Raw genomic sequence first — 22615 nt, 5'->3', positions numbered from 1 at the left:
ACGGTTGGCGCCGAGTAGGAAGTGGTTAGCTGATCTTTCCGTTTACCGTCACAACAAATACTTTGCCCGGTTTCGCTGCTTTCGCCTGCGCCATGAGATCAGGGAAGCATTTCACGAGCTTCCAAGCCTGGGTCCAGAAATCCATCTCAATCCATCTGTCCTTCAGGAAAAAAGTAGTATGGCCGGCGGCTTTCCATGCTTCCACCTCATGGGGATTCTTCCGGATTCGGAGATCGGCCGAGACAATGGTCCAATCAGGCTCCCCGGCCAAAGCGCTCATCCAGGTTTCATCCGGCGTATTCGCAGCAAATCTGTCCTTCAAATGGACGATTTGATGCTCAGGCGCGATGAGCACGTGCACGCTCCTGGCGAGTTTGGTGGAAAGATTGTTGTCGAAAAAGAATCTCACGCCGCTTTTGCGAGCGATTCTTCGAACTCCACCGCGTCGCGGACTTCGTTGGGATGGACTTCATACCAACGCGCAACGATTGCCTGGGAGGAATTCGCCTTTGCGCTTCGGGCCAATATTGCCGTTGGCACGCCGGACTTCATCACAGTCGGTTGCCCGAAATTACGCCTTGGATCGATGACGATTTGCCGATCTTTTCCCAGCGGCCACCAGACGACGTCCGCTCCGGTGAACTCGAGTTCTTTCTGAAACGGCGCCACAATCCGGGCGAATTCGACCTGATCGTTTACCAAGTCAACGAGAGCTTCGTCACAATCCTCCTCGCCCTGTCGCAGGAGAATACTTCTGCCATCCGTAAAAATGCGATTGGAGCAAAACGGATGGGTGGTGCGCAATTGATTCTGCGCTTTCCCGTGGGCGCGGCGCATCGTTCGCCAGCTCACGCCCGCGCGAATGAATGCATCGACAAAGCGGAGCTCAAGGAGGTCGCGAAAGCTGAGGGCCAACTTATTCTCGATCGGTCTGAGTTCGCCCTGCCAGACCGCCTCGGAATGATGCACGCGCTCGCCGCTTTTGAAATCGTAGCCCTTCAACCATCGTCGGATTTTTCCGGTGCTGATCCTGGTCAGGCGCGCCGCCTCTGGGACCGTGTAGAGGCCGGCGTTAAGGAGGTTGGAGTTACTCGCCTGCACCAGCGCTAATGAAGCCGGTCCCGGGCCAGATCGCAATGCTTGTCTTGGGTGCGGAATTCCGCTAACCAAGGCGGACTCGGGCACTCAAACTTCCAAGCGATATCCGAGCGTGTGCACCGTCATCAGATGACGCGGCTCGCCGGGGACGTCTTCGATTTTTTGCCGGAGCTTCGCGATTAATTGATCCAGGGTGCGCGTTGTGCCGAAGTAATCGACGCCCCAGACTTCGTTTAGAAGCGCTTCGCGCGAAACCGCGTTTCCACGTTCGCGATAAAGCACCGACAGCACTTTGAGTTCGCGCGGAGTCAGCTCGATCGACTGTTTCCCCCGTTTCCCACGCAAAGCTTTGCAATCGATCCGCACCTTGCCGAATGCAATCTCCATGGGCAGTTCGCTCGCCGCTCCTCCGGCCTGGGCCCGGCGGAGGAGCGCCTGCACCCGCGCCAGCAGCTCGCGGAGGCTGAACGGTTTGGTCACGTAATCGTCCGCGCCCAGCTCCAGGCCGACCACCTTGTCGATCTCCTGGCCCTTGGCCGAGAGCATCAGGATCGGGACACGGTCCTTCGCGGTCCTAATTTCGCGGCACAATTCGAACCCGCTTTTCCCCGGCAACATGATGTCGAGAATGATCAGGTCGGGTTTGGTTTGTTTGATCAATGGGCCGGCCTGCGCGCCGTCGCCGCACTCCGTGACGTCGTACCCTTCCGCGCGCAGGGCATCGCAAAGCCCGAGCCGAATGTGGGCATCATCCTCAACCACGAGCACTCGCTTTTTCATGTTTCCTCCGTGTTCAAGGGAAGACGCAGAGTGACGTTACTCCCGCCGCCCTCCCGCGCCTGGTAGGTGATCTCGCCGCCGTGTTCCTTCGCCAGCCGCTGGGCGAGCGTCAGGCCAAGGCCGGAACCCTGGATCCCGCTCGCGAGCGAATCGTGCGCCCGATAAAACGCCTCGAAGATTTTCGTTTCTTCGCCAGGAGGAACGCCGGAACCACGATCGAGCACACTCACGTGAACGGAATTCTGCGCCAGGTAACTGTGGACCTCGACCTCTTTCTGTTCGCCGCTGTATTTCTCTGCGTTCGACAGGAGGTTTACGAGAATCTGGGCAAGCGCGTCCTCATCGCCGCGAACGGGATAAGGGGGTGGCGCGGCCTGCCATCGCGTGGTGAATCCCTGCTCGCGCAGATGGAGTTCCTGTCCCTCCCAGGTTCGGACCAGGACGGCGTGCAAATCGAGCGGACGAAAATCGTAACGCTTCTGCTTTCGCTCGAGGCGCGCGAAATCGAGCACGTTGTTAATCAAACGGGTGAGCCGTTCGGCTTCGGCCACAATGATCCTGAGATACTGGGGACGTTTTTCCGCGGAGGCGTTCCCGCTTTGCATCATTTCGGCAAACATCCGGATCGACGTCAGCGGGGTCTTGAGCTCATGCGAGACATTGGAAACGAAATCGGTTTTCTTTTGGGCGAGCGCAAGTTGTCGCCGCGCGTCCGCGAAGACGGCCCAGCCGCCAAAGCCGATGGCCGCCAGGGCCGCCGCCACCAGAAGCAGGAGATTGCGCCGAACCCGGCGGGCGTTTTCCTGCAATTGTTCCGGGCGCACAAGATAGAGCGCCGCTTCCCAGTGCGGCAGCGCCTCGCCTATTTCGGAAGCGACAAACGGGCGGCGCCAATCGCGTCCCGTCACGTTGGCCGGCTGGGTGGCGACCGGGCGGGTTTTGTCGTTCAGGAGCGCGAGGACATAATCGGGCGCGGGATTATCGGGCAACGCATCCCGCCAGATATCGTTCAAGGCCTCGGCCCCGACGAGACAGCCGAAAACCATCCCGGGCGCTTCGGGCGGTCGCAGCCAAAAGAGAATCTCGAGCCGGTCCTGCATGAAACGCGTGACGACGCCCTCGGGCCGATCGGAGGTGAGAGCCTTGAAGTCCGCTGTCGCCGGGACAAGCTGCGACACTGCCGGCAAATCTTCCTTGAGCACCTGTTGCGGCGCGACGTTCCGCCTTAGGGCCAGCTTATTTTCATCCTTCATGGTCGGTGCTGGTGCGGCCGGAGGAGAGACCGTGGTTTGCCGTTGGGTCGCCGCTGATTTTTGCGCGGCTAGCTCCCTTGCGGCGGCGAGCTTGTCGGCTTCGGTTTTGATTTTTCGCCTCTGATCCAGCGGGTTTAGTTCTTCGGGCACGGAGTAAACCGTCCCGGGCACTCTCCCCGAGAGGAACGCACTATTGTTAAGGAGGAATTTCTGACGCTCAGCGTCACCGCTCGCTTCGTCTGCGGAAGGTGAGATGAGATCTCCATCCGCACTCAGCGCAAACCCGATCGCCGCGCGAGGCCAGACGCCTTTGAACTTCCCTGCGAAATTACGAGCCAGCTCTGGAGCCGATGCTGTCGCGAGCAACTGGCGCACGCGCTCGGAAAATGCGCGTCGCTCCTCGTCGATCAAGCCCCGCGCCGCGGTTGCGACGGCATCGGTCTCCTTTTGATAAAGCTGCGCGGTGCGGCGTTCCAGGATGATCTGCTGCTGGTTCGCACTCCGCAACGCCAGCCAGCCGAGCGCGATACTCGGCAGGACGATGGCGAGGAGAAATATCCAGATGCTTCGTTTCACGAGGCGAAGCGCAGGCTATCATGTTCTGGTCCGCTGCACAGCCGCCTGCAGGCCGCCGCCCACCCCGCGGACCCGCCGAGGGAAGGCCGCCGATGACAGATCGACAAGATTGCCATCGAACTTTTCCCTCGCACGGTCCGCAGGACGTGGCGCGCATGCCAGTTAGCGGGTTTTCTGATATTTGTCTGCGTAATTTTCGAATTGCATCGCCTTGCGCCGGGCCTTCTCGAGCCGGCCCCGGGAATCAATTTCCGAAGCGGCCGCCTCGAGGCTCTGGTTCTCTTCCTTTACCCCGGGCACCTGAATCGCCGGGGGCGCGGCGGCGTTCTTGGCCGCCTGTTGGCGAAGCAACGCCACCGCGTCCTTTGTCTTGCCCTCATCCGCCAGCTTCACCGCCATCTCCTTGGCGAGCCGGTTCTGCACGACGCTATGTTCCCGCACGACCTCGGCCCGGACGCTTGCGTCCGATTTCTTTTGGTCGTCGGTCAGCGAAATTTTTGCCGCCTGCCGTTGGAGGGGCGCCTGGTTCCCGGCCAGGTTGGCGTAGTTTAGTTCCACCGTGGCCGCGTCGATCGCTTCCGCGGGATCGCCGGTCACCTCGCAACGGACCAGGAACCGCCGTTGCTCCGAACCGAACAGCTCCGGCATTTTGATCTCAGCCACCCGATCGTGGCATTCGATTTCAGGCCGTCCGATGATTTCCTTCAGGCGCACGCCTTCCGGCGTCCGGATGCGAATGACGATGCTTCGGGCCAGGAGCGAACGCGCCGCGCCCAGTTCCTGCGCGAAGACGGACGGCAATTTCTCGGCGTCCTTCACATAATAATAATTGGCGTTGCTGGACTCGGCCAGCGCGGTCATAAGGTCCTCGTTGTAATCGTCGCCGAGGCCCACTGTGCTGACCGCAATTCCGTCCCCACGCAGATCGTGGCCGAGACGGGACAGGTCCGAAGGAGTGCTCGGCCCGACATTCGCCAGGCCATCGGAGAGCAGGATCACGCGATTCACGCGTTCCTTGTCAAAAAAGCGGCGCACCTGTTTGGCGCCCAGCACGACTCCGGCATGCAGGGCGGTGCTGCCCCCCGGCTGAATGCGATGAATGCGGGCCTTCAGATCTTCGCGGTGATCCCGGTTGCCGACGCGTTCAGGCGGAATGAGCAAATCGGTTTCGGTGTCGTAGGTGACCAGCGAAAAGATGTCGTCGTCAGCCAGTTTATCGACCGCCATCGCCGCGGCCTGGCGCGCTTTCTCGATCTTGGCGCCTTCCATGGAACCGCTCCGGTCCAGGACGACCGCGAGATTCATCGGCGAGCGCCGCGTGTCGTCGCTTTTGCGCGCTTCGATCTCGACCTGCACGATCACATCGCGCGTTCCGGACCGATAGATCCATTCGCGGTCCGGCGTCACCCGCAGCGTGACCTCGGGATCGGCGGAAGCAATGACGACCTGGCCGAGGAATGCCGCGAAGCTGCCTAACGCTATTTTGTTCATATGCTCAGTTAGACACGGAACTCGAAATTCCGTGTCAGAGCGCGGTGCGAAGTTTGTAAAAGAAATGTCAGCGCGCTGAAGGAGATGCGTAGCGAAATGGGGAGCTTCTAACCGCGGATTACACGGATGGCGCGGATGAGATAGAATATCCGAGCAATCCGCGTCATCCGCGGTTAATGAAGTCCGTGATTCAAATCGTCCGAGCGAAACCGGAAGATGCCGAGGCGCTGACCGAAATCGCACACGCCGCGAAGCGACATTGGGGGTATCCGGAAAGTTGGATCACAGCCTGGCGCGATATCCTGACGATGCGCCCCGAATTCATCGCGAAAAACATCAGCTATTGCGCGATCGATGGTGATCGTCCCGTTGGATTCTATGTTCTCACTACCGAAGATGACGGGCTTCATTTCGACCATCTTTGGATTCTGCCCAGCGCCATGAAACGCGGAATCGGCCGCGCCTTGTTCGAACACGCCGCGGCCCAGGCCACGAATCTCGGGTTCGATTCAATTAGGATCGAGGCCGATCCGAACGCGGAGGGATTTTATCGCCGAATGGGAGCGATATGGACGGGGACAAGCGTCACCCAAATCGAAGGCGAACGCCGGGAATTGCCGCTGCTCGAATATGCGGTTCCTTTGTAGCCGTCGCCCTGTGGGCGACGTTAGCGCGCGTTTGATTGGTGGCGATGTCGATCTCACGCGTCCCACAGGGACGCGGCTACGGAAGACCTCCGGAGAGTTTACTGGACGAACAAACGCCCCCCACGCACCTTGGAGGGCATGACGAAACAGCGGCGTTGGTCCTATGTCATCTTGGCGCTGACCCTGGTTCTCATCGGCTTTCTTCAGCTCGGGGCCCCGTTTCTCGCGCTCCTTTTTTCCTATTTTGTCCTGACCAGGCTCGGCCGTTTCATTCCCAACAAATGGGTGGTGCTCGTGATCTTTATCCTGATCTGGGCGGTGATCGGCTACGTCGCCGGCCATTTCGTGCGCGCCGCCATCAATGCCCTGCCGAAGATTGCCGATAACGCCGTCCCTTCCGCCATCGCCTGGGCTGAAGACCACAACTTCAATCTGCCGTTCGAGGATTTCGAGGGACTCAAGGCGACCGCGATGACCACGATCAAGGACCAGGCCAAATACCTCGGCGATTTCGCCAATTTCGCCCGGCACGCTTCGACCACGCTCGTCTTTATTATCATCGCGATCGTTTGCGCGGTCAGCATTTTCTTCAACGGCCGGATCGATCTCTCCCGCGGATCGAACCGGCTCCAGAACAACCTTTACTCGGTTTGCTGCGACGAAATCGCCGAGCGTTTCGCCGAGTTCTACCGCAGCTTTTCCACGGTGATCGGCGCCCAGATGACGATCTCCGCGATCAACACCGTCCTGACCGCGATCTTTGTTTTCGTGGTGGGACTTCCCTATGCTCCGGTCGTCGTCGGCCTCACTTTCCTCTGCGGATTGTTCCCGATCGTCGGCAATGTAGTCAGCAACACCGTCATCGTTTTCGTTGCTTTCCAGGTCTCGGGTAAGCTGGCGATTTTCGCGCTCATCTTTCTGGTGGTCGTCCACAAACTGGAATATTTCCTGAACAGCAAGATCATCGGCGCCCGGATCCGGAACCCGATCTGGCTCACCCTCATCGGATTGATTATTGGCGAGAAGCTGATGGGCGTGCCCGGGATGATTCTTTCGCCGGTGATCCTGAATTATGTCCGGGTCGAGATGTCGAAAATCGAAGCCGCCCCTGCTATTCCGCGGTCGACCCTGCAATAACCGTCCCGGCGGCTGCGACTTTTCCTTCGACATTCGGAAGGGCTCCGCTTCGTTGCTGGGTTATGACAAACGAAAAACCCTGGATCGAGTTGGCGCCGGGTATCAGGCGGCGCACGGTCACGCACGGCACGACGATGTATCAGATGATCGCCGAACTGGAGGCGGGCAGCGTCATGCCCGAGCACAAACATCCTCAGGAACAGATCATGCACATCATCGCGGGCCGGATGAAGGTGAATGCCGGCGGCGTTACCCAGGAGCTGCGGGCTGGCGAATCGTTCTATGTGGCGGGGAACGTTCCCCACGGCGTCGAGACGCTCGAGAAAACGACCGTGCTCGATACGTTCAGTCCGCCGCGGGACGAATATATCGCGCTGGATAAAGAAAAGATTCGGGATGCGTGATAGGAGATGCGAGATAGGCGCTCCCGCGCCTCAGCTATCCGAATCTCCAATCTCCAATCTCGAATCTCGAATCTCGAATCTCGAATCTCGAATCCCGCATCCCGCATCCCGCATCCCGCATCCCGTCATGCTCTCGTTCATCGTTCCGGCGCACAATGAGGAGCACGAGCTTCCTGGCTCCCTGAGCTCGATTCGAGCGGCGGCGGAGGCTTCGGGGCAGCCATTCGAAATCATCGTCGCGGATGATGCCTCGACGGACGCTACCGCCGAGGTCGCCAGGGCTGCCGGGGCCGTTGTGGTTCCAGTTAACTATCGACAGATCGCCGCCGTCCGGAACGCGGGCGCCCGCGCGTCGCGAGGCGACGTTCTCTTCTTTGTTGATGCCGATACCCTGATTTCCCCCGAGCACGTCACGGACGCTTTGGACGCCCTGACCGCAGGCTGCGTGGGTGGTGGCGCGCGTGTTGTCCCCGAGGGTTACGTCCCCCGGTGGGGCCGCCTCTTCGTCCAAATTTTCTCATTCTTTTATTTCACCCTGGCGAGATTGGGCGCGGGCGCGTTCCTGTTTACGACCCGTCGAAATTTTGAAGCCATTGGCGGATTCGATGAACAATTCTTCGCCGGCGAAGAAGTCTTTTTCACTCGGGCCTTAAAGAAACGCGGCTCCTTCAAGTTACTCCGCCGGCCGATCGTGACTTCGGGCCGCAAGCTGCGCATGTATTCCGGCCGGTATTTCCTGGGGCGATCGTTCGCCTTGCTTGCGGGTGGGATACGGGGCATGCGCTCTCGCGATAAGCTCGATATTTGGTACGATGGAAAACGTGAAACCAGGACGCGCGGCCGCGTTTCGGAGAGCGTGCCGGGATAGTTGCGTCTGGTCGAGCGAGAGGGCTCGCGTGTTGTCCAAGCTTGTGTCAACTTCGCTCCGGACTCTATGAAAAGACTGGTCGTCATGCTGCTGACGACATTGCTAACGTCAGCGCTGGTCCCAGCTGCGGATGGGGCGGAACCGGAGCGAGAAAACGCGCTCCAACGTTTCGCGGAGCGCCAGGAAAACGTTCGGGGATCGAAGAGCCAGGCCAGCAGCCGGCCAGGCGGTGAGAATGACGCCGCGGCCATCGCCAAATTAATCGAGGATATCAATGCCAGTGCTCGCAAAAACAAGCAGCGCACGCTGAGCATCATCACCATCAACACCGACGTGGCCGGGACCACCCTCGAACAACAAAAGACGCGGACTGGCCTTACCTTTGGCGATCTTTATGTCGCCCATGCGCTTGCCCTCTCCACGCGCAAGAAATTCGACGCCATCGTCGCCTTGAAGAAGAGCGGCCAAAGCTGGGCCCAAATCGCGGGGGCCCATAAGGTAAGGCTGAAGGGATCCAAGGAGCTGCTCGAGGAGATGAAGAGAAAATAGCGCCCGGGAAAATCCGGGTGGTTGCCTGGGCCGGCCTGGATTTTCGGTCCAGGAGATTGTCGCGCCCGCAGGGTCAATCGCCCTGCCTGTTTCGATTCCATAGTATGAAGAAGCAGGGTTTGATTGTGATGGCGCTCCTGTTTTTCGGCGCGGCCATCGCGAGGGCGCAGGGCGTTACCATCCTGGAAAGGACGGCGAACGATTACGATAGCTGGGGCGCGACACCCGGCGAGCACGAACAGGTTCTGGCGGCAATCTCCCGAGATACGGGGGTGCCGATCGCTAACCTCGAGGCGCAACGCGACCGGACGCGTCTGGGCTACGGCGGATTGTTTATCGCGAATTCCCTGGCGTCGGCCACGGGGAAGACCTTTGACGAAATCGCCGCGCTCAAGGCCAGCGGCCACGGCTGGGGTTGGATCGCGAAGCAAAACAACGTCAAGCTTGGCCCCGTCGTGAGCCAGGCCCGGCACACGGACAAGGCCATGAGGCATAACAACGGGAAGGTAAAAAAGGTGAAGAAAAACAAGGAAGAGAGGTTTTTCGATGACGATACCGGCCCGGGAAACAGTCATGGCCAGATGAAGGGGCCGAAGTCGAACGGCAATTTCCACTCGAAAGGCCACGGCAAAGGCCATTAGAGGCGCTCCGCCCCGGGGAGGAGACCCCCCTTCGCCATAGCACTTGCGAAGGTGGATTCTTCACCTACAATACCGGCTCGTTTATGGCAGAAAGCAGTGACACGATGGACATGAAGGAGTTCCAGCTCCACGAGAAAGACACCGGCAGCGCGGATGTGCAAGTTGCGCTTCTGACCCGCCGGATCTCGCAGCTGACCGACCACCTCAAGAGTCACGCCAAAGATCATTCGTCGCGCCGCGGCCTCCTCAAAATGGTGGCGATGCGCCGGAGCTTGCTCGATTATTTGAGCAAGTCGGAGTCCGAGCGGTATAAAAACCTGCTCGAGAAGCTCAACCTGCGGAAATAACCGCGCGGGTTCGTCTTTTGGTCGCGCTCCGTCTTTCGTTCGGGCTTTTTGGCGGAACGATTCGTTAAACAGAAAGTAAACCGGCGCTCAGGCCGATGTTCCACTTTGATTAGAGGTTTTAGTTTCGAAATTGTGGCGCAAGTTTCCAACTTGCGATTCTGATTCGGACTTAAAACCTACAATCAGGGTGACCGGCCTGGGATTAGCCAAATTCCAGAAAGTAGTCTCGTTATGCAACACAAGGTCACGGCCCAGATAGGGTCCACGCAGATATCAATCGAAACCGGCAAAATCGCCAAACTCGCCGACGGCGCAGTCATCGTCTCCACCGGCGACACCATGGTGCTCGCCAGCGCCGTTTCGGCCACTCAAATCAAGGAAGGCCAGGATTGGTTTCCGCTCACCGTCGATTATCGCGAAAAGGCGGCGGCGGTCGGAAAATTTCCCGGCGGTTATTTCAAACGCGAAGGACGGCCTTCCGAGAAGGAAACGCTCACGTCGCGGATGACGGATCGTCCCCTTCGGCCCCTCTTTCCGGCCGGTTATCTCTACGACACCCAGATCATCTCGATCCTGCTGAGCGCCGACGGCCAGAACGATCCTGATATTCTCGCGATTAACGGCGCCTCTGCCGCGCTGACTGTTTCCGACATTCCGTTTGCCGGACCGATCGGCGCGGTGCGGGTCGGACGGGTCGATGGGCAGTTCATCGCCAACCCGACGCATGATGAACGCGACCAGAGCGATCTCGATCTCGTCTATGTCGGCACGGAAAACGACGTCATCATGATCGAAGGCGCCGCCCAGGAAGTGCCGGAAGAGGATTTTGTGAAGGCGCTCGATTTCGCGCACGGACATGCGCGCGAGATGATCCGGATCCAGAAAGAGCTCGCGGCGAAAGTCGGGAAGCCGAAACGCGAGATGCCGTTGATGACCGTGGATCAGAACCTTCTCGAGGTCGCCTACCAGGTGGCGGGCGACAAAATCGAAGGCGCGCTTTACACGCCGACCAAAGTCGAGCGGACCAAGGCGGTCAACGCGCTCAAGGAAGAAGTGAAGACCGCGATCCTCGAGAAATATCCCGAGGCCGATAAGTTCGCGATCTCGCAGGCGTTCGATTACGTCCAGAAGAAAGCGTTCCGGATCAGCGTGCTCGACAAGCAGAAGCGCATGGATGGCCGCGGCTACCAGGATTTGCGTCCGATCAGTTGCGAAGTCGGCGTTCTCCCGCGCACCCACGGCTCCGCGATTTTCCAGCGGGGCGAAACCCAGGCGCTCGCTCTCGTTACCCTGGCGCCGATCGAAGAAGCGCAAAACATCGATGCTTACGGCGGCGGCGAAACCTCGAAGAGTTTCCTGCTCCATTACAATTTCCCGCCCTTTAGCGTCGGCGAAACCGGCCGGACCGGCGGCGCGAGCCGTCGCGAGATCGGCCATGGCGCCCTGGCGGAACGTTCGCTGGAACCTGTCGTGCCCAGCTCCGATAATTTCCGTTACGCGATCCGCATTTCGAGCGAAGTCATGGAATCGAACGGCTCGACCTCGATGGCCAGTGTCTGCGGCGGAATGCTCGCCCTCATGGATGCCGGCGTCCCGATCAAGACCCCGGTCGCCGGAATTTCAGTCGGGCTCGTCACCGAAAAGGCCGACGACGGCCAGATGAAACGCTACGAGTTGCTCACCGACATCATCGGTTCCGAAGATCACTTCGGCGACATGGACTACAAACTTTGCGGCACGTCTGCCGGCATCACCGGATTCCAGCTCGACCTGAAATTGCCCGGCGTGAGCCACAAGATCATGGCCGAAGCGACCTTCCGCGCGAAAGAAGCGCGCGATAAAATTCTCGGGATCATGTCGCAAACGATCGATCAGCCGCGGCCTGATTTGAGCAAGTACGCGCCCCGCATCGAGACGATCAAGATTAATCCCGATAAGATCGGCGCGCTCATCGGACCCGGCGGCAAAACGATCAAAGGCATCGTGGCCGAGACCGGCGCGGAGATTAATATCGAAGACGATGGTTCGGTCCACATCTACGCCACCAGTCCGGAGAGCATGGCGCGGGCAAAAGAAATCATCGGCGGCATGTCGCGCGAGATCGAAGTCGGCCAGACCTATCATGGTCGCGTCGTTTCGATCAAAGATTTCGGCGCCTTCGTCGAAGTGTTCCCGGGCAAGGACGGACTCGTCCACATATCCGAGCTGGCCGATTTCCGCGTCAACCGCACGGAAGACGTCGCCAAGATGGGCGAAATGATCTGGGTGAAGTGCATCGGCATCGACGACAAGGGCCGCGTGAAATTGAGTCGCAAAGCCGCGCTCAAGGAACGCGCCGCCGCCGAAGCCGGCCAGACCACGGAGCCGGATCGCGTCGAAGAGCGCCAGCCGAGGCGGTAATCGAATCCAAGGGAGCGTAGCTCGCAGAGCGGCGCTCTGCTTCAGCTTGTCGTTCGGATCGGGTCGTGATCTTTTTGCAATAATCATGAGCCGAACCGCACGATGGCTGCCACGCGCCCTGTTCGAATCTGTTTTCATTGTCCTGAGCATCTTGCTCGCTCTGGCGGTGAACGAATGGCGGGACAAACAGGGTCGGTTCATCCGCGTGGCGGAAGCCCGTTCAACGCTGGCGAACGAGATTCGGGCCAATCGGGATCTGTTGCTCTCGGAGCCCTTTCTCGCTCATCACCGAAAATTGCAGACGGAGTACAAACGTCTGACCGACACCGGCAGTGCGGAACCCGGCGGCGCCTTCGACACCGGGCTGCATCCCGCTCCGTTGCGCGACGCCGCCTGGCGCAGTTTCTCGGCCAGCGGCACCCTGGTTGATTTCGCTCCGTCCGAAGTGATCCTCCTATCGGATATTTACCGCGCGCAGGACGGTCTGGATAAACTTAACTCCGGCTATATTGCGGTCATGCGGCAGCCACGCGGCGACCACGGAAGCCTCGAGTACAAACGTGATCTGAATCGCTCGCTCTGGATGTATTTGAACGACGTCGTGCCAATGGAAGAAACCTTGGTCCAGGAATATGAGCGCGCGCTCGAAAAGCTGGCCACGAAATGAACCGGCGAGAAATCTTCAACATCCGGGCTGGAATGAAACCGCGATGAGCCAGCTCATGCGCTTCCCGACTGCCGTCGGGCGAGATCCGGCGATCGAGGCCTGGATGAAGGAGCACCCGGATGAATTGGGGGCGATCGCACGGCGCTGGTTTGAGATGATGCGCGGCTGCGGAGAGGATGTCCGGGAGTTATTGCATGATGGCCATCCGACGGCGTGCGTCGGCGACGCGGCCTTTGGCTACGTCAACGCCTTCAAAGCGCACGTGAACGCCGGCTTTTTCCGAGGCGCCGAGCTTTCCGATCCGAAAAGTCTCCTCGAAGGCACCGGCAGGTTCATGCGCCATGTGAAACTTAGCCCGGAGCGTGACGTCAATACCGCGGCGCTGAGGAAGCTGATCGAGACTGCCTACCGCGATATGAAGCGGCGCGTTAAGGCGGAGCAGGCCGGGCCGCTCGCCAGACACTAGCGGGTGTGGATTGATCGCCCTACAATGGCGCGATGAAGTCCGGCTTTCTCGACAAGCTCATCGAACGCCTCGGGCGCATTGGACCGGAAGACGTCCAGAATTATCTGCTCCAGCTCGCGCAGGAGAAGGGGCTCATCGAGACCGTTTTCAACGCGATCCAGGAAGGGATCATCGTCACCGACGCGAAAGGGCGGATCACCTACCTGAATGACGCAGCCTGCGTGCTCTTTGGGCTCGAGGGAGAAAACTCGATCGGCAAGCGTCTCGATGAAAAGGTGCGCGGCCTCGATTGGAAATCGCTTTCGCAATCGCCGGGCGCCGTTAGCCGGGACATTGAGATTTTTTATCCGGCCAATCGCTTCCTGAATTTTTACATCGTGCCGCTGCTGATTGAGCGCCGGGAGGCTGTCGCCGGGGTCGATGATCCCGGCCATAAGGCGGAGCCGGTCGGGCACGCGATCATCCTCCGCGATATCACGGAGAGCCGGCGCTCGACGGAAAAGACCATCGAGTCGGAGCGGTTCAATGCGCTGACTCTGCTGGCCGCCGGTGTCGCCCACGAGATCGGCAATCCGCTCAATTCGCTTCACATCCATTTGCAGTTGATGGAGCGCAAGGTGCGCAAGCTCGACGGCAAGGTGAAAGAGGAGCTGGAGGAAGCGATCGCAATTTCCCGGGCTGAAATCACCCGGCTCGATTCGATCGTCACGCAGTTCCTCCAGGCCATTCGCCCGTCAAAGCCGGCGCTTCACCCCGAGAACGTGAACTCGATCGTGGACGAAGCGCTTCGCTTCTTCGGCCCGGAAATCGCGGACCGGGACATCGTGGTGGAACCGGAGCTGCGTCCCGATCTTCCGCTCATCGAACTCGACCGCGACCAGATGAAGCAGGCGTTTTACAACGTCATCAAGAACAGCTTCGAAGCGATGAAGCGCCGCGGCATTCTGCGCATTCGCACCGACCTGGACGCGACCCACGTCAATATTAGCTTCACCGATACGGGCGGCGGGATGTCCGCCGAAAGTTTGAGCCGCGTCTTCGAGCCATACTTCACCACGAAGAGTACTGGGTCCGGTCTCGGGCTTCTCATTGTTCGCCGGATCGTGCGCGAACACGGCGGCGAAATGGCGATCGAAAGCAATGAAGGCAAGGGCCTGACGTTGACGATTCGTTTGCCCTATTTGGACAAGCGGGTGCGGATGCTGGAGGCAGGCGCTTCGCACAGCGAAGCGGCGACCGAAGCAAATCCGTCAAATCCCGCTTAATTCTTCTTCGCGTATTTCGGATTCGTAACTTGTTTCCGGATGGCGGCGAACAATTTCCGGATGCCGATCTGGCTGCCGCTTTCCTTGATGAACTTTGGGATCCATCCGCCGCTGTCGGTGTAGATGAGGTACGTAGCCCGGGTACGGTCGGGTGCGATTGGTTCGAGGAGCCAGCTGCCTTCGCACAAATTCACGCGAATAACTCCGCGCTTTTCCGGCGGGCCGGCGGCGTTGTCGGTCGTCCACCGACTCAGGTAGGTCGTGCCGCCTTCGACCTTCTTCGAGCTGTTATGCACCCGGATTGTGTAATCGCGGTCGCTCGTCATCGGCGCGGAAATGCGCTGATAACCAATCACGGAATCGCCGTCCCGCTTCAGCACCCGGCATTCCACGGTGTAAGGCATGAAGCTGGTGTACGATTCGATGTCCTCGAGGACGGCATGGACGAGGTCGGTGCTCGCCGCGATCTCGCCGATCGCTCTCGATTCGTACGATAACGGACGCTGTCTCCGGTAGAGCGCGACCCCGTCTTTGTTGGAAATGAATTTCCATTCGCCGGGAGTCGCCTCCGGTTCGGCTGCGAGAAGGACAGGGCAGATCGCGGCGGCAATGAATGCGGCCGCGAGAAAACGCGCCCTCATGTCCCCGTCGGTATGATACCGGCGCGCTCGACCATCAGGATAACGGTTCGCTCCGGCGCGCGGGGCCGATGCATCACACCCTTGGGAATTACAACCGCCTTGCCTGGGGTGAGATCGATGGTGCTCCCCTCGAGGTCGATCAGAAACCGGCCGCTCACGACGTAGAAGAATTCATCTTCGTTATCGTGCTTGTGCCAGTGATACTCGCCCTGGACAACGCCGAGGCGCACCACGGATTCGTCTACTTTGCACAGCGTCTGGTTGTACCACTTATCCGTGCAGGCCTCGACGAGACCAGCAACGTCAACCACTTCGAGCGGCTGATGGAGAATGTTCAGCCGGGTGTTGTAGGAAAAACCGGCCGGCGACTTGTCTTCAGCAGCACCACTCATGCTGCCGCATTCTCTCAACTCTCAACTGCAAACTCTCAACTCTTTTAATCGCGTTTCCGGATCGAACCCGCGCCGCTGATATGGCGTTCGATGGTCGGGTTGCCGTTGTAGGTGACCTTCCCCGCGCCAGAAATGGCCACTTTCAAGGCCTCGCTCGCCGAGACTTCGGCTTTCCCGGCCCCGGAGATGGAGAGCTCCGCGACTTTTACCTGAAGCGCTTCCGCATCGAGTTTGCTCGCGCCGGTCAAGGTCGCCAGCAATTCATTGACGGCTCCGTCCACGGTGACCCGCGTCGCCCCGGTCCCATCAAGGTAAAAGCCGTTGCCGGAAAGTCTGGTTGCAGTGAGACGAACCGCTCCGGTCAGGCGCGCGCCGCTCAACCCGCCGCTGGAGAGCCTTACCTTCATGCCGTGGGTCGGATGCAGTTGGCCGTGCCATTCGAGCCTCAGTTTCTTCCCACTCATGCTCGTCTCGACGTGCTTCAGCAGATTGTCGTCCGTCCTGATGGAGCAGCTCGCGGGACCGGAAACCCATTGAATGTCGAAGGCGCCTTCCGCCTCCACGCTCGTAAACTCCTGGACGGGCCGGTCTTCGGTAACAATGTGGCCGTTGCCCCGGATGCCGGACCAGTGGCAACCGCCGAGGCAAAGGGCGGCGAACGTCAGCAGCTTCAAGGCTGCAAATGGCCGGATGATGATAGTGCTCATAGGATTCATCGCTTTGGTAGTGGGATGCGGGACCCCGGCTCTTTGGATTCAGAAATCTGGGGAAATTTGACCGCGGATTACGCGGATTTCACGGATGGAGATGATTACTGTACTCAGGAATCCGAGTCATCCGCGTTATCCGCGGTCTTTCCCTACATTCCGACCGGATGCCGGGCGACGTACCCGCCGGTATCGCGCCCATAATCGTACCAGCGGGGACCGACGTCGCCGCCGCGCCCGAGGTCAGTTGTGTCGAGACGAAGCCCGGCGATGACGGCAAAGGTATGGCCATTGCGTGAATAGATCGTCACCCAACGTCCCCGGCCGCGCTCGCCGTAACGCATGAGGTCACTTGAGGGTAATGGCGAATTCAGGATCCCGGCGCCATGAAGGGCATACGAGACCGTTCCGGAGCAATCGTAGCCGCGGTCGTTGAACGACCCGTGTCCGCCGCCCCAGACATAGGGTTTGCGGCGAATGGAATTCGCGGCCCAAATCGCATTCTTCACGCTCTGCGGCGCGCGGGCCGGCGCATAAGCGACTCCGTTCCGCAATACCGCCCGGCTTCCCGCCACCATGGGGCGGTCGCCGCGCCGTTCGATTCGCCCGCTCTCCTCCTGATTCTCTTCGTCATCATCATTTTGGGCCCTGCGGACCTCGACAGATGGCCGATACGCTGCGCGGATTGGCGTGATCGATTCTTCGTCCAGATCGTCGACTTGCTGCGCCCGGGGCACGCGCGGTTTCATTCGCCGCGGGGCATAATAAGCGACCTTTATCGGAGCCGCGGCTGCGGCGACCAGCACCCGGTGCGTATTGTGGACGACCGGCGCAGCGACCGCGTGGACGACTTTATGGACGAGCGAGAAGGGTTGGAGGACGACTGGCACCGTTGAGCGCTTGCGAGGCCGCGGGGTCCGGGCTTGAGCGTCCGGCAGGAGCAGAAAAAAGATTGCGACCGCGCAGCAAAACACCGCTCCCGTCTTTCGGGGAGTGAGGCACGAACCAAACGAGCGCATGCCTGGGAGAAAGCTGCTCCCGCGCCAAGCCGGTTATTTTTCGCGCCGTGACTAGGAAGTAATGCCCGGGGCCAGCCCCAAATAGGTATCGTCCTTCAACTGCTTCAGCATGAAGTCAGCGACGTCGGCCCGCCGGATTAGACGGGGCCAGAAGTAATTGCCGGCATGAGGTCCGTGCTGATAACTGCCCCGTGCGGGCCCATTCGTCAGAACTCCGGGTCTTACGATGACCCAGTCCCGGTCGCTCTCGAAAATCAGATCTTCCTGCCGGACCTTGTCCCAAAAATAAAAAGGCAGAATCAGCGGCACGACCAGGAAATCGTACGGCAACCCGTAACGGCCCACGCTGTTCCCGATACCAAGTGCCGTCTCGCAGATCAGCCGCGGTACATCGCACGCTGCCATTGCCTTGAGAATATTGCGCATTCCCTCCGATTGAATTTTGGTCGGAAAGGGGAATGGCAGATGTCCCAGGGCGGAGAGGACCGCATCCTGCCCGCGCATGGCCGATTCCACCGTGGCGTAATCGAGCACATCGCCTTTCGCCACTCGGAGGTTGGGATGTTCGATCTGCAGTTTGGCGGGATTACGAACGAACGCGGTCACCAGATGTCCCTGGGCGAGGGCTTGCTGGACAAGTTCCCGCCCCGTCCCTCCCGTGGCCCCGATTACCAGCAGCCGCATCGGATCGCTCGCGGCGTGGGCTGCTGCTTTCCTTTCGCGACGTATGGGTGCTCGTCGCCACAGTAACGCCGACAGCACCAACGCGTACGGAATTAGAATCAGGAGAAAAATCCGCAACATCTCCCGCATTCATAACCGTCCGGCCGCAGGTTTGGGAGATCTAACTTCGCTGCTAGATTCCCGATTCGACCCTCGCCAAATGCCTTCCACTCTCGATCCACACCATTCCACGACCGCAAAAGTCCCGGAAGACATGACGGGAAGACCCCGTCGGGTGGCGACCGGTGGCATCTCGCTTCGGAAGACATTCTCGGCGCTCAAACATCGCAATTTCCGCCTCTTTTTCTCGGGCCAGCTCATTTCATTCACCGGGACCTGGATGACGACGACCGCGCAAGGCTGGCTGGTTTATCAGCTGACGGGATCAAAGGCGCTGCTCGGTGTCGTGGCGGCGGCGGCCTCGGCACCAATGCTCTTCTTCGCGACCTGGGGCGGCTGGGTGGCCGATCGTTATCCGAAGCGGTCCGTCGTCGTCGTTACCCAGATTTGTTCGATGCTGCTTTCCCTGGCGATGGCCGCGCTCGTCTGGAGCAAGGTCGTGCAACCGTGGCACATCATCGTGCTCGCGATCCTCGGCGGAATCACGATGGCGTTCGACATGCCGGCGCGCCAATCGTTCGTCATCGAGATGACCAGCCACGAGGATTTGATGAACGCTATTTCGCTGAATAGTTCCGCGTTCAACTGCGCCCGGATCGTGGGTCCGTCCATTGCCGGCTTGCTCATGGCGCACATTGGTATCGCCGCCTGCTTTTTCGTCGATGGCATCAGCTTCATCCCCGTCATTGCCGGACTTCTCCTGATGCGGTTGCCGAAGAAGACCGCGCGGATCGAGAGCGACTCCGGTCCGCTCGGCCAGGCGCTCGAGGGTTTTCGTTATGTCTGGTCGCACGCGCGCGTGCTCACGATTCTTTCCCTCTTCGCTGTCGTCGGAATTTTTGGCTGGTCTTATTCCGTCCTCATGCCGGCTTTCGCTCACGACGTCTTGCATCTCGGCGCCAACGGCTACGGCCTGCTTATGGCGGGAAGCGGGGTGGGCGCGCTGGCCGGGGCGCTCACGGTCGCGAGCGCCGGCCACATTATCCCGACGCGAAAAATGGCGCTTGGGGGCGTCTGGATTTTCTCCATCACGCTCATGCTCTTCGCCTTAAACAAGAACCTGTATATCGGGGTTGCGCTCCTCGCGATCGTCGCGTTCGGAATCGTGCTTTACTTCTCCACTTCCAACACCGTCCTGCAATTCATTGTCCCCGATGAAATGCGCGGCCGCGTCATGGGGATCTGGACGCTCATCTTCGGCGGCATGATCCCGCTCGGAAGCCTGCAAGCGGGTGTCATGGCCGACTTCCTGGGCACGCCTTCTACCATGGCAATCGGCGCCCTGATCTGTGCCCTCGCTGCCATGGTCACGCTCAACGTGATACGAAGACGCGAAGCCCAGCTGGCTGCCGCGCGCTCTGCTTAAATTGGAGGGCTGAGCTCCGCGAGGCTTTGGGTACGGCCGGCGGGGCGTCGCAGAGCTCCGCCCTCCATTCGCGGTAGGGTAACAGCGGCGTTACTTTTTCCGCATCGCGCGACAATAGGCTCCCGTTAATGTCCCCCTCCGTCACCCACCAAATTTCTTTCCATGCATCTACATTTCCCAAGAATTCTCCGGTCTCTTTCACTCATCTGCCTCGCTTTTTTTCTCCCGAAAACTTATGCCGCGCCGCGCTATTCGGTCACTGATCTGGGAGATTTAGTCGGCGGCGAAAATTACAGCCAGGCCTTTGATCTCAATGCTTCAGGTCAGGCGGTCGGAGTAAGCCAGGTCAGCACTCGTTTCCGGGCGTTCCTTTTTCCGAGCGCGCCCGCGGGAAGCGAAAACCTTATCGATCTCGGCAGTCTGCCGACTCTTCCCGGCGCCCGGGCGAATGCAATTAACTCGTTAGGCCAGATTGTGGGATCGAGCACTGACGGCGACAAAAGTCGAGCCTTCTTGTGGAATCCGAATACTCCAAATAGCGCTGAAGGAACGATGATGGAGCTGCTGGATTTGCCCGGCGAACGCAACAGCGCCAGTGCGAGCAACATCAACGGCTTTGGCCAGATCGTCGGTTCCAGCCGCGGCCATGCTTATTTGTGGACTCCAGTCACGGCCAACGGAACAAATGGGTCGGCGCTCGATCTCGGAGGATTGCCTGGCGCACTTGGCACGCTCGCTTTCGACGTCAATGACGACGGTCAAGTCGTTGGAGCCTCTGGCGATCACGCTTTCCTTTGGAGGCCTGTCCAAGCTAACGGAACGACCGGATCGATGGTCGACCTGGGCAGCTTGAGTGGGGGCAACGGTGCCAGTCAGGCGGTAGCGATCAACGCAGGCGGCGCCATTGTCGGCCAAAGCGCGACCGCGACAGGCCAGCATGCCGTTCTTTGGAAAACGGGCACCGCCGGAACAGCCCCCTCGATTGTTGACCTCGGAGTCTTGGCAGGCGGGAACGATTTCAGTTCGGCGTTCGGAGTGAATGCAGCCAACCAGGTCGTGGGAAACAGCAATTCAGCGGGCAGCGACCACGCGTTTTTGTGGACAGAGACGGAAGGCATGATGGATTTGAATTCCCTCACTGACGCCTCCGGCACGTTCTGGATCCTTCGCTTCGCCCAATCGATCAACGATCAAGGCCAGATCGTCGGGTGGGGCGAATTCGACCCGGATGGTCCCGGTGAGCTTCCCCTCGTTACGCATGCCTTTCGCCTCGAACCAATCGCCCCGGCCGAGCCGGCAAAACTGGCCAACATCTCCACCCGCGTCCGAGTTCTTCCTGGAGACAATGCGTTGATCGGCGGATTCATCGTGACCGGGACGGAGCCGCGAAAAGTGATCATCCGCGGATTGGGTCCTTCGCTCGCGCCCGCGGTGGCGGGAGTGCTGGCCGACCCAACGCTGGAGCTTTATCAAGGCAACGCTGTTCTCACGCAGAATGATAATTGGCAGGATACGCAGGCAGCAGAGATCGCGGCCACAACGCTGCAGCCGGCGCGAAATTTGGAATCCGCGATTATTCGCACCCTTGATCCTGGAAGCTACACAGCGGTGTTGCGGGGTGGAGGTGACGCTAGCGGCATTGGTTTGGTCGAGGTGTATGATCTCGGAGTCGGCGCCGGCTCCAGGCTTGCCAACATCAGCACTCGCGGATTCGTCGGCACCGGCGACCAGGTGATGATCGGGGGTGTGATTGTCACCGGTGACGCAGCCGCAAGCGCGCGAGTCCTCATTCGCGCCATCGGGCCGGCCTTGACTAATTTCGGTGTGACCGGGGCTTTGTCAGACCCAGTCCTCGAGCTGCACGATGACAACGGCGCCTTGATGGCGTCGAACGATAACTGGCGCTCTTCTCACGAAGCGGAAGTCGTGGCCACAAATCTCGCTCCGTCCCGGGATGTCGAATCGGCTATTGTCGAAACGCTCGCTCCCGGAAATTACACCGCCATTGTGGGCGGCGCAGCCGGGACAACGGGCGTCGGGTTGATTGAGGTTTATCACCTGCCGTAGGTCGCGAAGGAACTCCGGCCAGTTTCGTTTTCAACGACGCCAATGCCGGAGCACCTGGTGCAGCGGAACGGCCGTGGGATGATCGCTCGCCGTCTTGATTAACTGCCGGCGCCGCAAATTCTCGAGCGCCGTTTGGACCGCGCTCTTGGAAAGGCCGGTCGAGTCGGCCAGGGTTCGCAGACTGGCGGGGACCGGTCTCCATTTCGTGCGAGCGGCCTGTCCATAGAGATGAAGATAGACTAGGTACGCGGCCGGTTGCCGATCGTGCCCGACGATATCGCGCATCAGAACATCGAGGACGTAATCGTCGATGGGGATGGTTTCGCGGAAGCGGGGCATGGAAGAAAGCAAGAAGGAAGAAGGAAGAATTAAGAAGGAGAAAATGCGGCTGCTATACCGATAAACGGACAACGGTTTCTGGCCGGAAGCGCACTCTGTCGCTGGACGTTCAAGACGGGCCAGACTTAACGTCGGCTCGCCATGATCAAACAAATCAAATTCGTCAGTATCCCAGTCGCCGACCAGAACCGGGCGCTGGATTTTTATACAGAGAAACTCGGGTTCACGATTATCACGGACCAGCCATTCGATGAGAAACAGCGCTGGATTGAGCTGCGGGTGCCGAAAGCCGAGACCCGGGTGGTGTTGTTCACCGCTGACGGCGAGGAGAAGAGGATCGGGACCTTCATGAACGTGTCGTACGCCTGCGACGACATCGACAAGACGTATGCGGAAATGAAGGCGCGCGGGGTGGAGTTCAACGGCCCGCCGAAAAAAGAGCCGTGGGGTTCCTACGCGATCTTCAAGGACAGCGAAGGCAACAGCTTTGTCGTTGGATCTTAAGGACTGGAGCCGGCACGCCATCGTGCCGGAGGCGGTGGGCCAGGCGGCGTTCTCCCTTAACGGCCTGAGGGCAGGCCGTCTCCAACTGCCTGCGTTGCCGCGGTCAGTCATCTTGACGGCTTTAAGCCGTCAAGATTCGATGACGTTC

General features: G+C 59.7%; 25 protein-coding genes. 14 read left to right on the top strand and 11 right to left on the bottom strand.

Features of this window, described 5'->3' with window-relative positions:
• Positions 1-25: 25 nt before the first annotated feature.
• The 5 genes from VJU77_06025 to VJU77_06005 form a co-directional block, all read right to left on the bottom strand.
• A complete protein-coding gene (locus VJU77_06025) occupies positions 26-409 on the bottom strand; it encodes a hypothetical protein (protein ID HKP02907.1) in 384 nt (127 codons plus the stop codon).
• Positions 406-1101 (bottom strand): hypothetical protein, encoded by a 696-nt coding sequence (locus VJU77_06020; protein ID HKP02906.1) that lies wholly within the window; start codon positions 1099-1101, stop codon positions 406-408. Before VJU77_06020 ends, VJU77_06025 begins: the two co-directional genes overlap by 4 nt.
• Positions 1102-1185: 84 nt before the next feature.
• On the bottom strand, positions 1186-1878 hold the full coding sequence (locus tag VJU77_06015; GenBank protein ID HKP02905.1) for a response regulator transcription factor: 693 nt from the start codon (positions 1876-1878) through the stop codon (positions 1186-1188).
• Positions 1875-3707 (bottom strand): HAMP domain-containing sensor histidine kinase, encoded by a 1833-nt coding sequence (locus tag VJU77_06010; GenBank protein HKP02904.1) that lies wholly within the window; start codon positions 3705-3707, stop codon positions 1875-1877. The genes VJU77_06015 and VJU77_06010 overlap by 4 nt, the downstream gene beginning before the upstream one ends.
• 162 nt (positions 3708-3869) lie before the next feature.
• Positions 3870-5198 (bottom strand): VWA domain-containing protein, encoded by a 1329-nt coding sequence (locus VJU77_06005; GenBank protein ID HKP02903.1) that lies wholly within the window; start codon positions 5196-5198, stop codon positions 3870-3872.
• A 176-nt stretch (positions 5199-5374) separates the two neighbouring features.
• Between VJU77_06005 and VJU77_06000 the strand changes: the two genes are divergently transcribed.
• The 11 genes from VJU77_06000 to VJU77_05950 all read left to right on the top strand — a co-directional run bounded on the left by VJU77_06000 (position 5375) and on the right by VJU77_05950 (position 14589).
• Entirely contained in the window at positions 5375-5845 is a 471-nt protein-coding gene (locus tag VJU77_06000) for a GNAT family N-acetyltransferase (protein ID HKP02902.1), read from the top strand.
• A 138-nt stretch (positions 5846-5983) separates the two neighbouring features.
• Complete coding sequence (locus tag VJU77_05995; protein HKP02901.1) at positions 5984-6982, top strand: AI-2E family transporter; 999 nt, start codon at positions 5984-5986, stop codon at positions 6980-6982.
• Between the two features lie 62 nt (positions 6983-7044).
• Complete coding sequence (locus VJU77_05990) at positions 7045-7386, top strand: cupin domain-containing protein (GenBank protein ID HKP02900.1); 342 nt, start codon at positions 7045-7047, stop codon at positions 7384-7386.
• Between the two features lie 127 nt (positions 7387-7513).
• Positions 7514-8254 carry a glycosyltransferase gene (locus VJU77_05985; protein ID HKP02899.1) on the top strand — a complete coding sequence of 247 codons (741 nt, stop codon included), beginning with the start codon at positions 7514-7516 and terminating at the stop codon, positions 8252-8254.
• A gap of 66 nt (positions 8255-8320) precedes the next feature.
• Positions 8321-8803 (top strand): hypothetical protein, encoded by a 483-nt coding sequence (locus VJU77_05980; GenBank protein ID HKP02898.1) that lies wholly within the window; start codon positions 8321-8323, stop codon positions 8801-8803.
• Between the two features lie 104 nt (positions 8804-8907).
• Positions 8908-9444: a hypothetical protein gene (locus VJU77_05975; GenBank protein ID HKP02897.1), complete on the top strand. Its 537-nt coding sequence runs from the start codon at positions 8908-8910 to the stop codon at positions 9442-9444.
• Positions 9445-9527: 83 nt separating this feature from the next.
• Positions 9528-9791 (top strand): 30S ribosomal protein S15, encoded by a 264-nt coding sequence (rpsO, locus tag VJU77_05970; GenBank protein ID HKP02896.1) that lies wholly within the window; start codon positions 9528-9530, stop codon positions 9789-9791.
• Positions 9792-10022: 231 nt separating this feature from the next.
• The gene (gene pnp / locus VJU77_05965; GenBank protein ID HKP02895.1) at positions 10023-12191 is read left to right on the top strand and encodes a polyribonucleotide nucleotidyltransferase; all 2169 of its coding nucleotides are present in this window, start codon (positions 10023-10025) and stop codon (positions 12189-12191) included.
• Between the two features lie 85 nt (positions 12192-12276).
• Positions 12277-12858, top strand: a complete 582-nt coding sequence (locus VJU77_05960; GenBank protein ID HKP02894.1) for a hypothetical protein — start codon at positions 12277-12279, stop codon at positions 12856-12858.
• 43 nt (positions 12859-12901) lie between these two features.
• Positions 12902-13324: a DUF1801 domain-containing protein gene (locus VJU77_05955; protein ID HKP02893.1), complete on the top strand. Its 423-nt coding sequence runs from the start codon at positions 12902-12904 to the stop codon at positions 13322-13324.
• A gap of 32 nt (positions 13325-13356) precedes the next feature.
• A complete protein-coding gene (locus VJU77_05950; protein HKP02892.1) occupies positions 13357-14589 on the top strand; it encodes an ATP-binding protein in 1233 nt (410 codons plus the stop codon).
• Here VJU77_05950 and VJU77_05945 read toward each other — a convergent pair.
• From VJU77_05945 to VJU77_05925, 5 genes are all read right to left on the bottom strand, one after another.
• Positions 14586-15230 (bottom strand): START domain-containing protein, encoded by a 645-nt coding sequence (locus VJU77_05945; protein HKP02891.1) that lies wholly within the window; start codon positions 15228-15230, stop codon positions 14586-14588. The genes VJU77_05950 and VJU77_05945 overlap by 4 nt on opposite strands.
• Entirely contained in the window at positions 15227-15622 is a 396-nt protein-coding gene (locus VJU77_05940; protein ID HKP02890.1) for a cupin domain-containing protein, read from the bottom strand. The genes VJU77_05945 and VJU77_05940 overlap by 4 nt, the downstream gene beginning before the upstream one ends.
• Before the next feature lie 44 nt (positions 15623-15666).
• Positions 15667-16329 (bottom strand): DUF2807 domain-containing protein, encoded by a 663-nt coding sequence (locus VJU77_05935; GenBank protein ID HKP02889.1) that lies wholly within the window; start codon positions 16327-16329, stop codon positions 15667-15669.
• A 152-nt stretch (positions 16330-16481) separates the two neighbouring features.
• Complete coding sequence (locus VJU77_05930) at positions 16482-17219, bottom strand: hypothetical protein (GenBank protein ID HKP02888.1); 738 nt, start codon at positions 17217-17219, stop codon at positions 16482-16484.
• A 180-nt stretch (positions 17220-17399) separates the two neighbouring features.
• A complete protein-coding gene (locus VJU77_05925; protein ID HKP02887.1) occupies positions 17400-18032 on the bottom strand; it encodes an SDR family oxidoreductase in 633 nt (210 codons plus the stop codon).
• Positions 18033-18231: 199 nt separating this feature from the next.
• Between VJU77_05925 and VJU77_05920 the strand changes: the two genes are divergently transcribed.
• Positions 18232-19557 carry an MFS transporter gene (locus VJU77_05920; GenBank protein HKP02886.1) on the top strand — a complete coding sequence of 442 codons (1326 nt, stop codon included), beginning with the start codon at positions 18232-18234 and terminating at the stop codon, positions 19555-19557.
• A gap of 162 nt (positions 19558-19719) precedes the next feature.
• A complete protein-coding gene (locus VJU77_05915; protein ID HKP02885.1) occupies positions 19720-21624 on the top strand; it encodes a hypothetical protein in 1905 nt (634 codons plus the stop codon).
• 30 nt (positions 21625-21654) lie between these two features.
• Here the strand turns inward: VJU77_05915 and VJU77_05910 are convergent, their stop codons facing one another.
• Positions 21655-21963 carry a helix-turn-helix domain-containing protein gene (locus VJU77_05910; GenBank protein ID HKP02884.1) on the bottom strand — a complete coding sequence of 103 codons (309 nt, stop codon included), beginning with the start codon at positions 21961-21963 and terminating at the stop codon, positions 21655-21657.
• Between the two features lie 141 nt (positions 21964-22104).
• Here VJU77_05910 and VJU77_05905 point away from each other — a divergent pair, with 141 nt between their 5' ends.
• Entirely contained in the window at positions 22105-22467 is a 363-nt protein-coding gene (locus VJU77_05905; protein ID HKP02883.1) for a VOC family protein, read from the top strand.
• Positions 22468-22615 lie beyond the last annotated feature (148 nt).

The sequence above is a fragment of the Chthoniobacterales bacterium genome, from assembly GCA_035274845.1.
Classification (GTDB): Bacteria; Verrucomicrobiota; Verrucomicrobiia; order Chthoniobacterales; family UBA10450; genus AV80.
This window is presented reverse-complemented; position numbering and strand designations above follow the sequence as displayed.

Excerpts from the sequence above, each read along its gene's own strand:
- VJU77_06015 (HKP02905.1), bottom strand. The coding sequence starts at position 1,878 with ATGAAAAAGCGAGTGCTCGTGGTTGAGGATGATGCCCACATTCGGCTC.
- VJU77_06005 (HKP02903.1), bottom strand. The coding sequence starts at position 5,198 with ATGAACAAAATAGCGTTAGGCAGCTTCGCGGCATTCCTCGGCCAGGTC.
- VJU77_06000 (HKP02902.1), top strand. The coding sequence starts at position 5,375 with ATGAAGTCCGTGATTCAAATCGTCCGAGCGAAACCGGAAGATGCCGAG.
- VJU77_05995 (HKP02901.1), top strand. The coding sequence starts at position 5,984 with ATGACGAAACAGCGGCGTTGGTCCTATGTCATCTTGGCGCTGACCCTG.
- VJU77_05990 (HKP02900.1), top strand. The coding sequence starts at position 7,045 with ATGACAAACGAAAAACCCTGGATCGAGTTGGCGCCGGGTATCAGGCGG.
- VJU77_05985 (HKP02899.1), top strand. The coding sequence starts at position 7,514 with ATGCTCTCGTTCATCGTTCCGGCGCACAATGAGGAGCACGAGCTTCCT.
- VJU77_05980 (HKP02898.1), top strand. The coding sequence starts at position 8,321 with ATGAAAAGACTGGTCGTCATGCTGCTGACGACATTGCTAACGTCAGCG.
- VJU77_05975 (HKP02897.1), top strand. The coding sequence starts at position 8,908 with ATGAAGAAGCAGGGTTTGATTGTGATGGCGCTCCTGTTTTTCGGCGCG.
- rpsO (HKP02896.1), top strand. The coding sequence starts at position 9,528 with ATGGCAGAAAGCAGTGACACGATGGACATGAAGGAGTTCCAGCTCCAC.
- pnp (HKP02895.1), top strand. The coding sequence starts at position 10,023 with ATGCAACACAAGGTCACGGCCCAGATAGGGTCCACGCAGATATCAATC.
- VJU77_05960 (HKP02894.1), top strand. The coding sequence starts at position 12,277 with ATGAGCCGAACCGCACGATGGCTGCCACGCGCCCTGTTCGAATCTGTT.
- VJU77_05955 (HKP02893.1), top strand. The coding sequence starts at position 12,902 with ATGAGCCAGCTCATGCGCTTCCCGACTGCCGTCGGGCGAGATCCGGCG.
- VJU77_05950 (HKP02892.1), top strand. The coding sequence starts at position 13,357 with ATGAAGTCCGGCTTTCTCGACAAGCTCATCGAACGCCTCGGGCGCATT.
- VJU77_05945 (HKP02891.1), bottom strand. The coding sequence starts at position 15,230 with ATGAGGGCGCGTTTTCTCGCGGCCGCATTCATTGCCGCCGCGATCTGC.
- VJU77_05940 (HKP02890.1), bottom strand. The coding sequence starts at position 15,622 with ATGAGTGGTGCTGCTGAAGACAAGTCGCCGGCCGGTTTTTCCTACAAC.
- VJU77_05935 (HKP02889.1), bottom strand. The coding sequence starts at position 16,329 with ATGAGCACTATCATCATCCGGCCATTTGCAGCCTTGAAGCTGCTGACG.
- VJU77_05925 (HKP02887.1), bottom strand. The coding sequence starts at position 18,032 with ATGCGGCTGCTGGTAATCGGGGCCACGGGAGGGACGGGGCGGGAACTT.
- VJU77_05920 (HKP02886.1), top strand. The coding sequence starts at position 18,232 with ATGCCTTCCACTCTCGATCCACACCATTCCACGACCGCAAAAGTCCCG.
- VJU77_05915 (HKP02885.1), top strand. The coding sequence starts at position 19,720 with ATGCATCTACATTTCCCAAGAATTCTCCGGTCTCTTTCACTCATCTGC.
- VJU77_05910 (HKP02884.1), bottom strand. The coding sequence starts at position 21,963 with ATGCCCCGCTTCCGCGAAACCATCCCCATCGACGATTACGTCCTCGAT.
- VJU77_05905 (HKP02883.1), top strand. The coding sequence starts at position 22,105 with ATGATCAAACAAATCAAATTCGTCAGTATCCCAGTCGCCGACCAGAAC.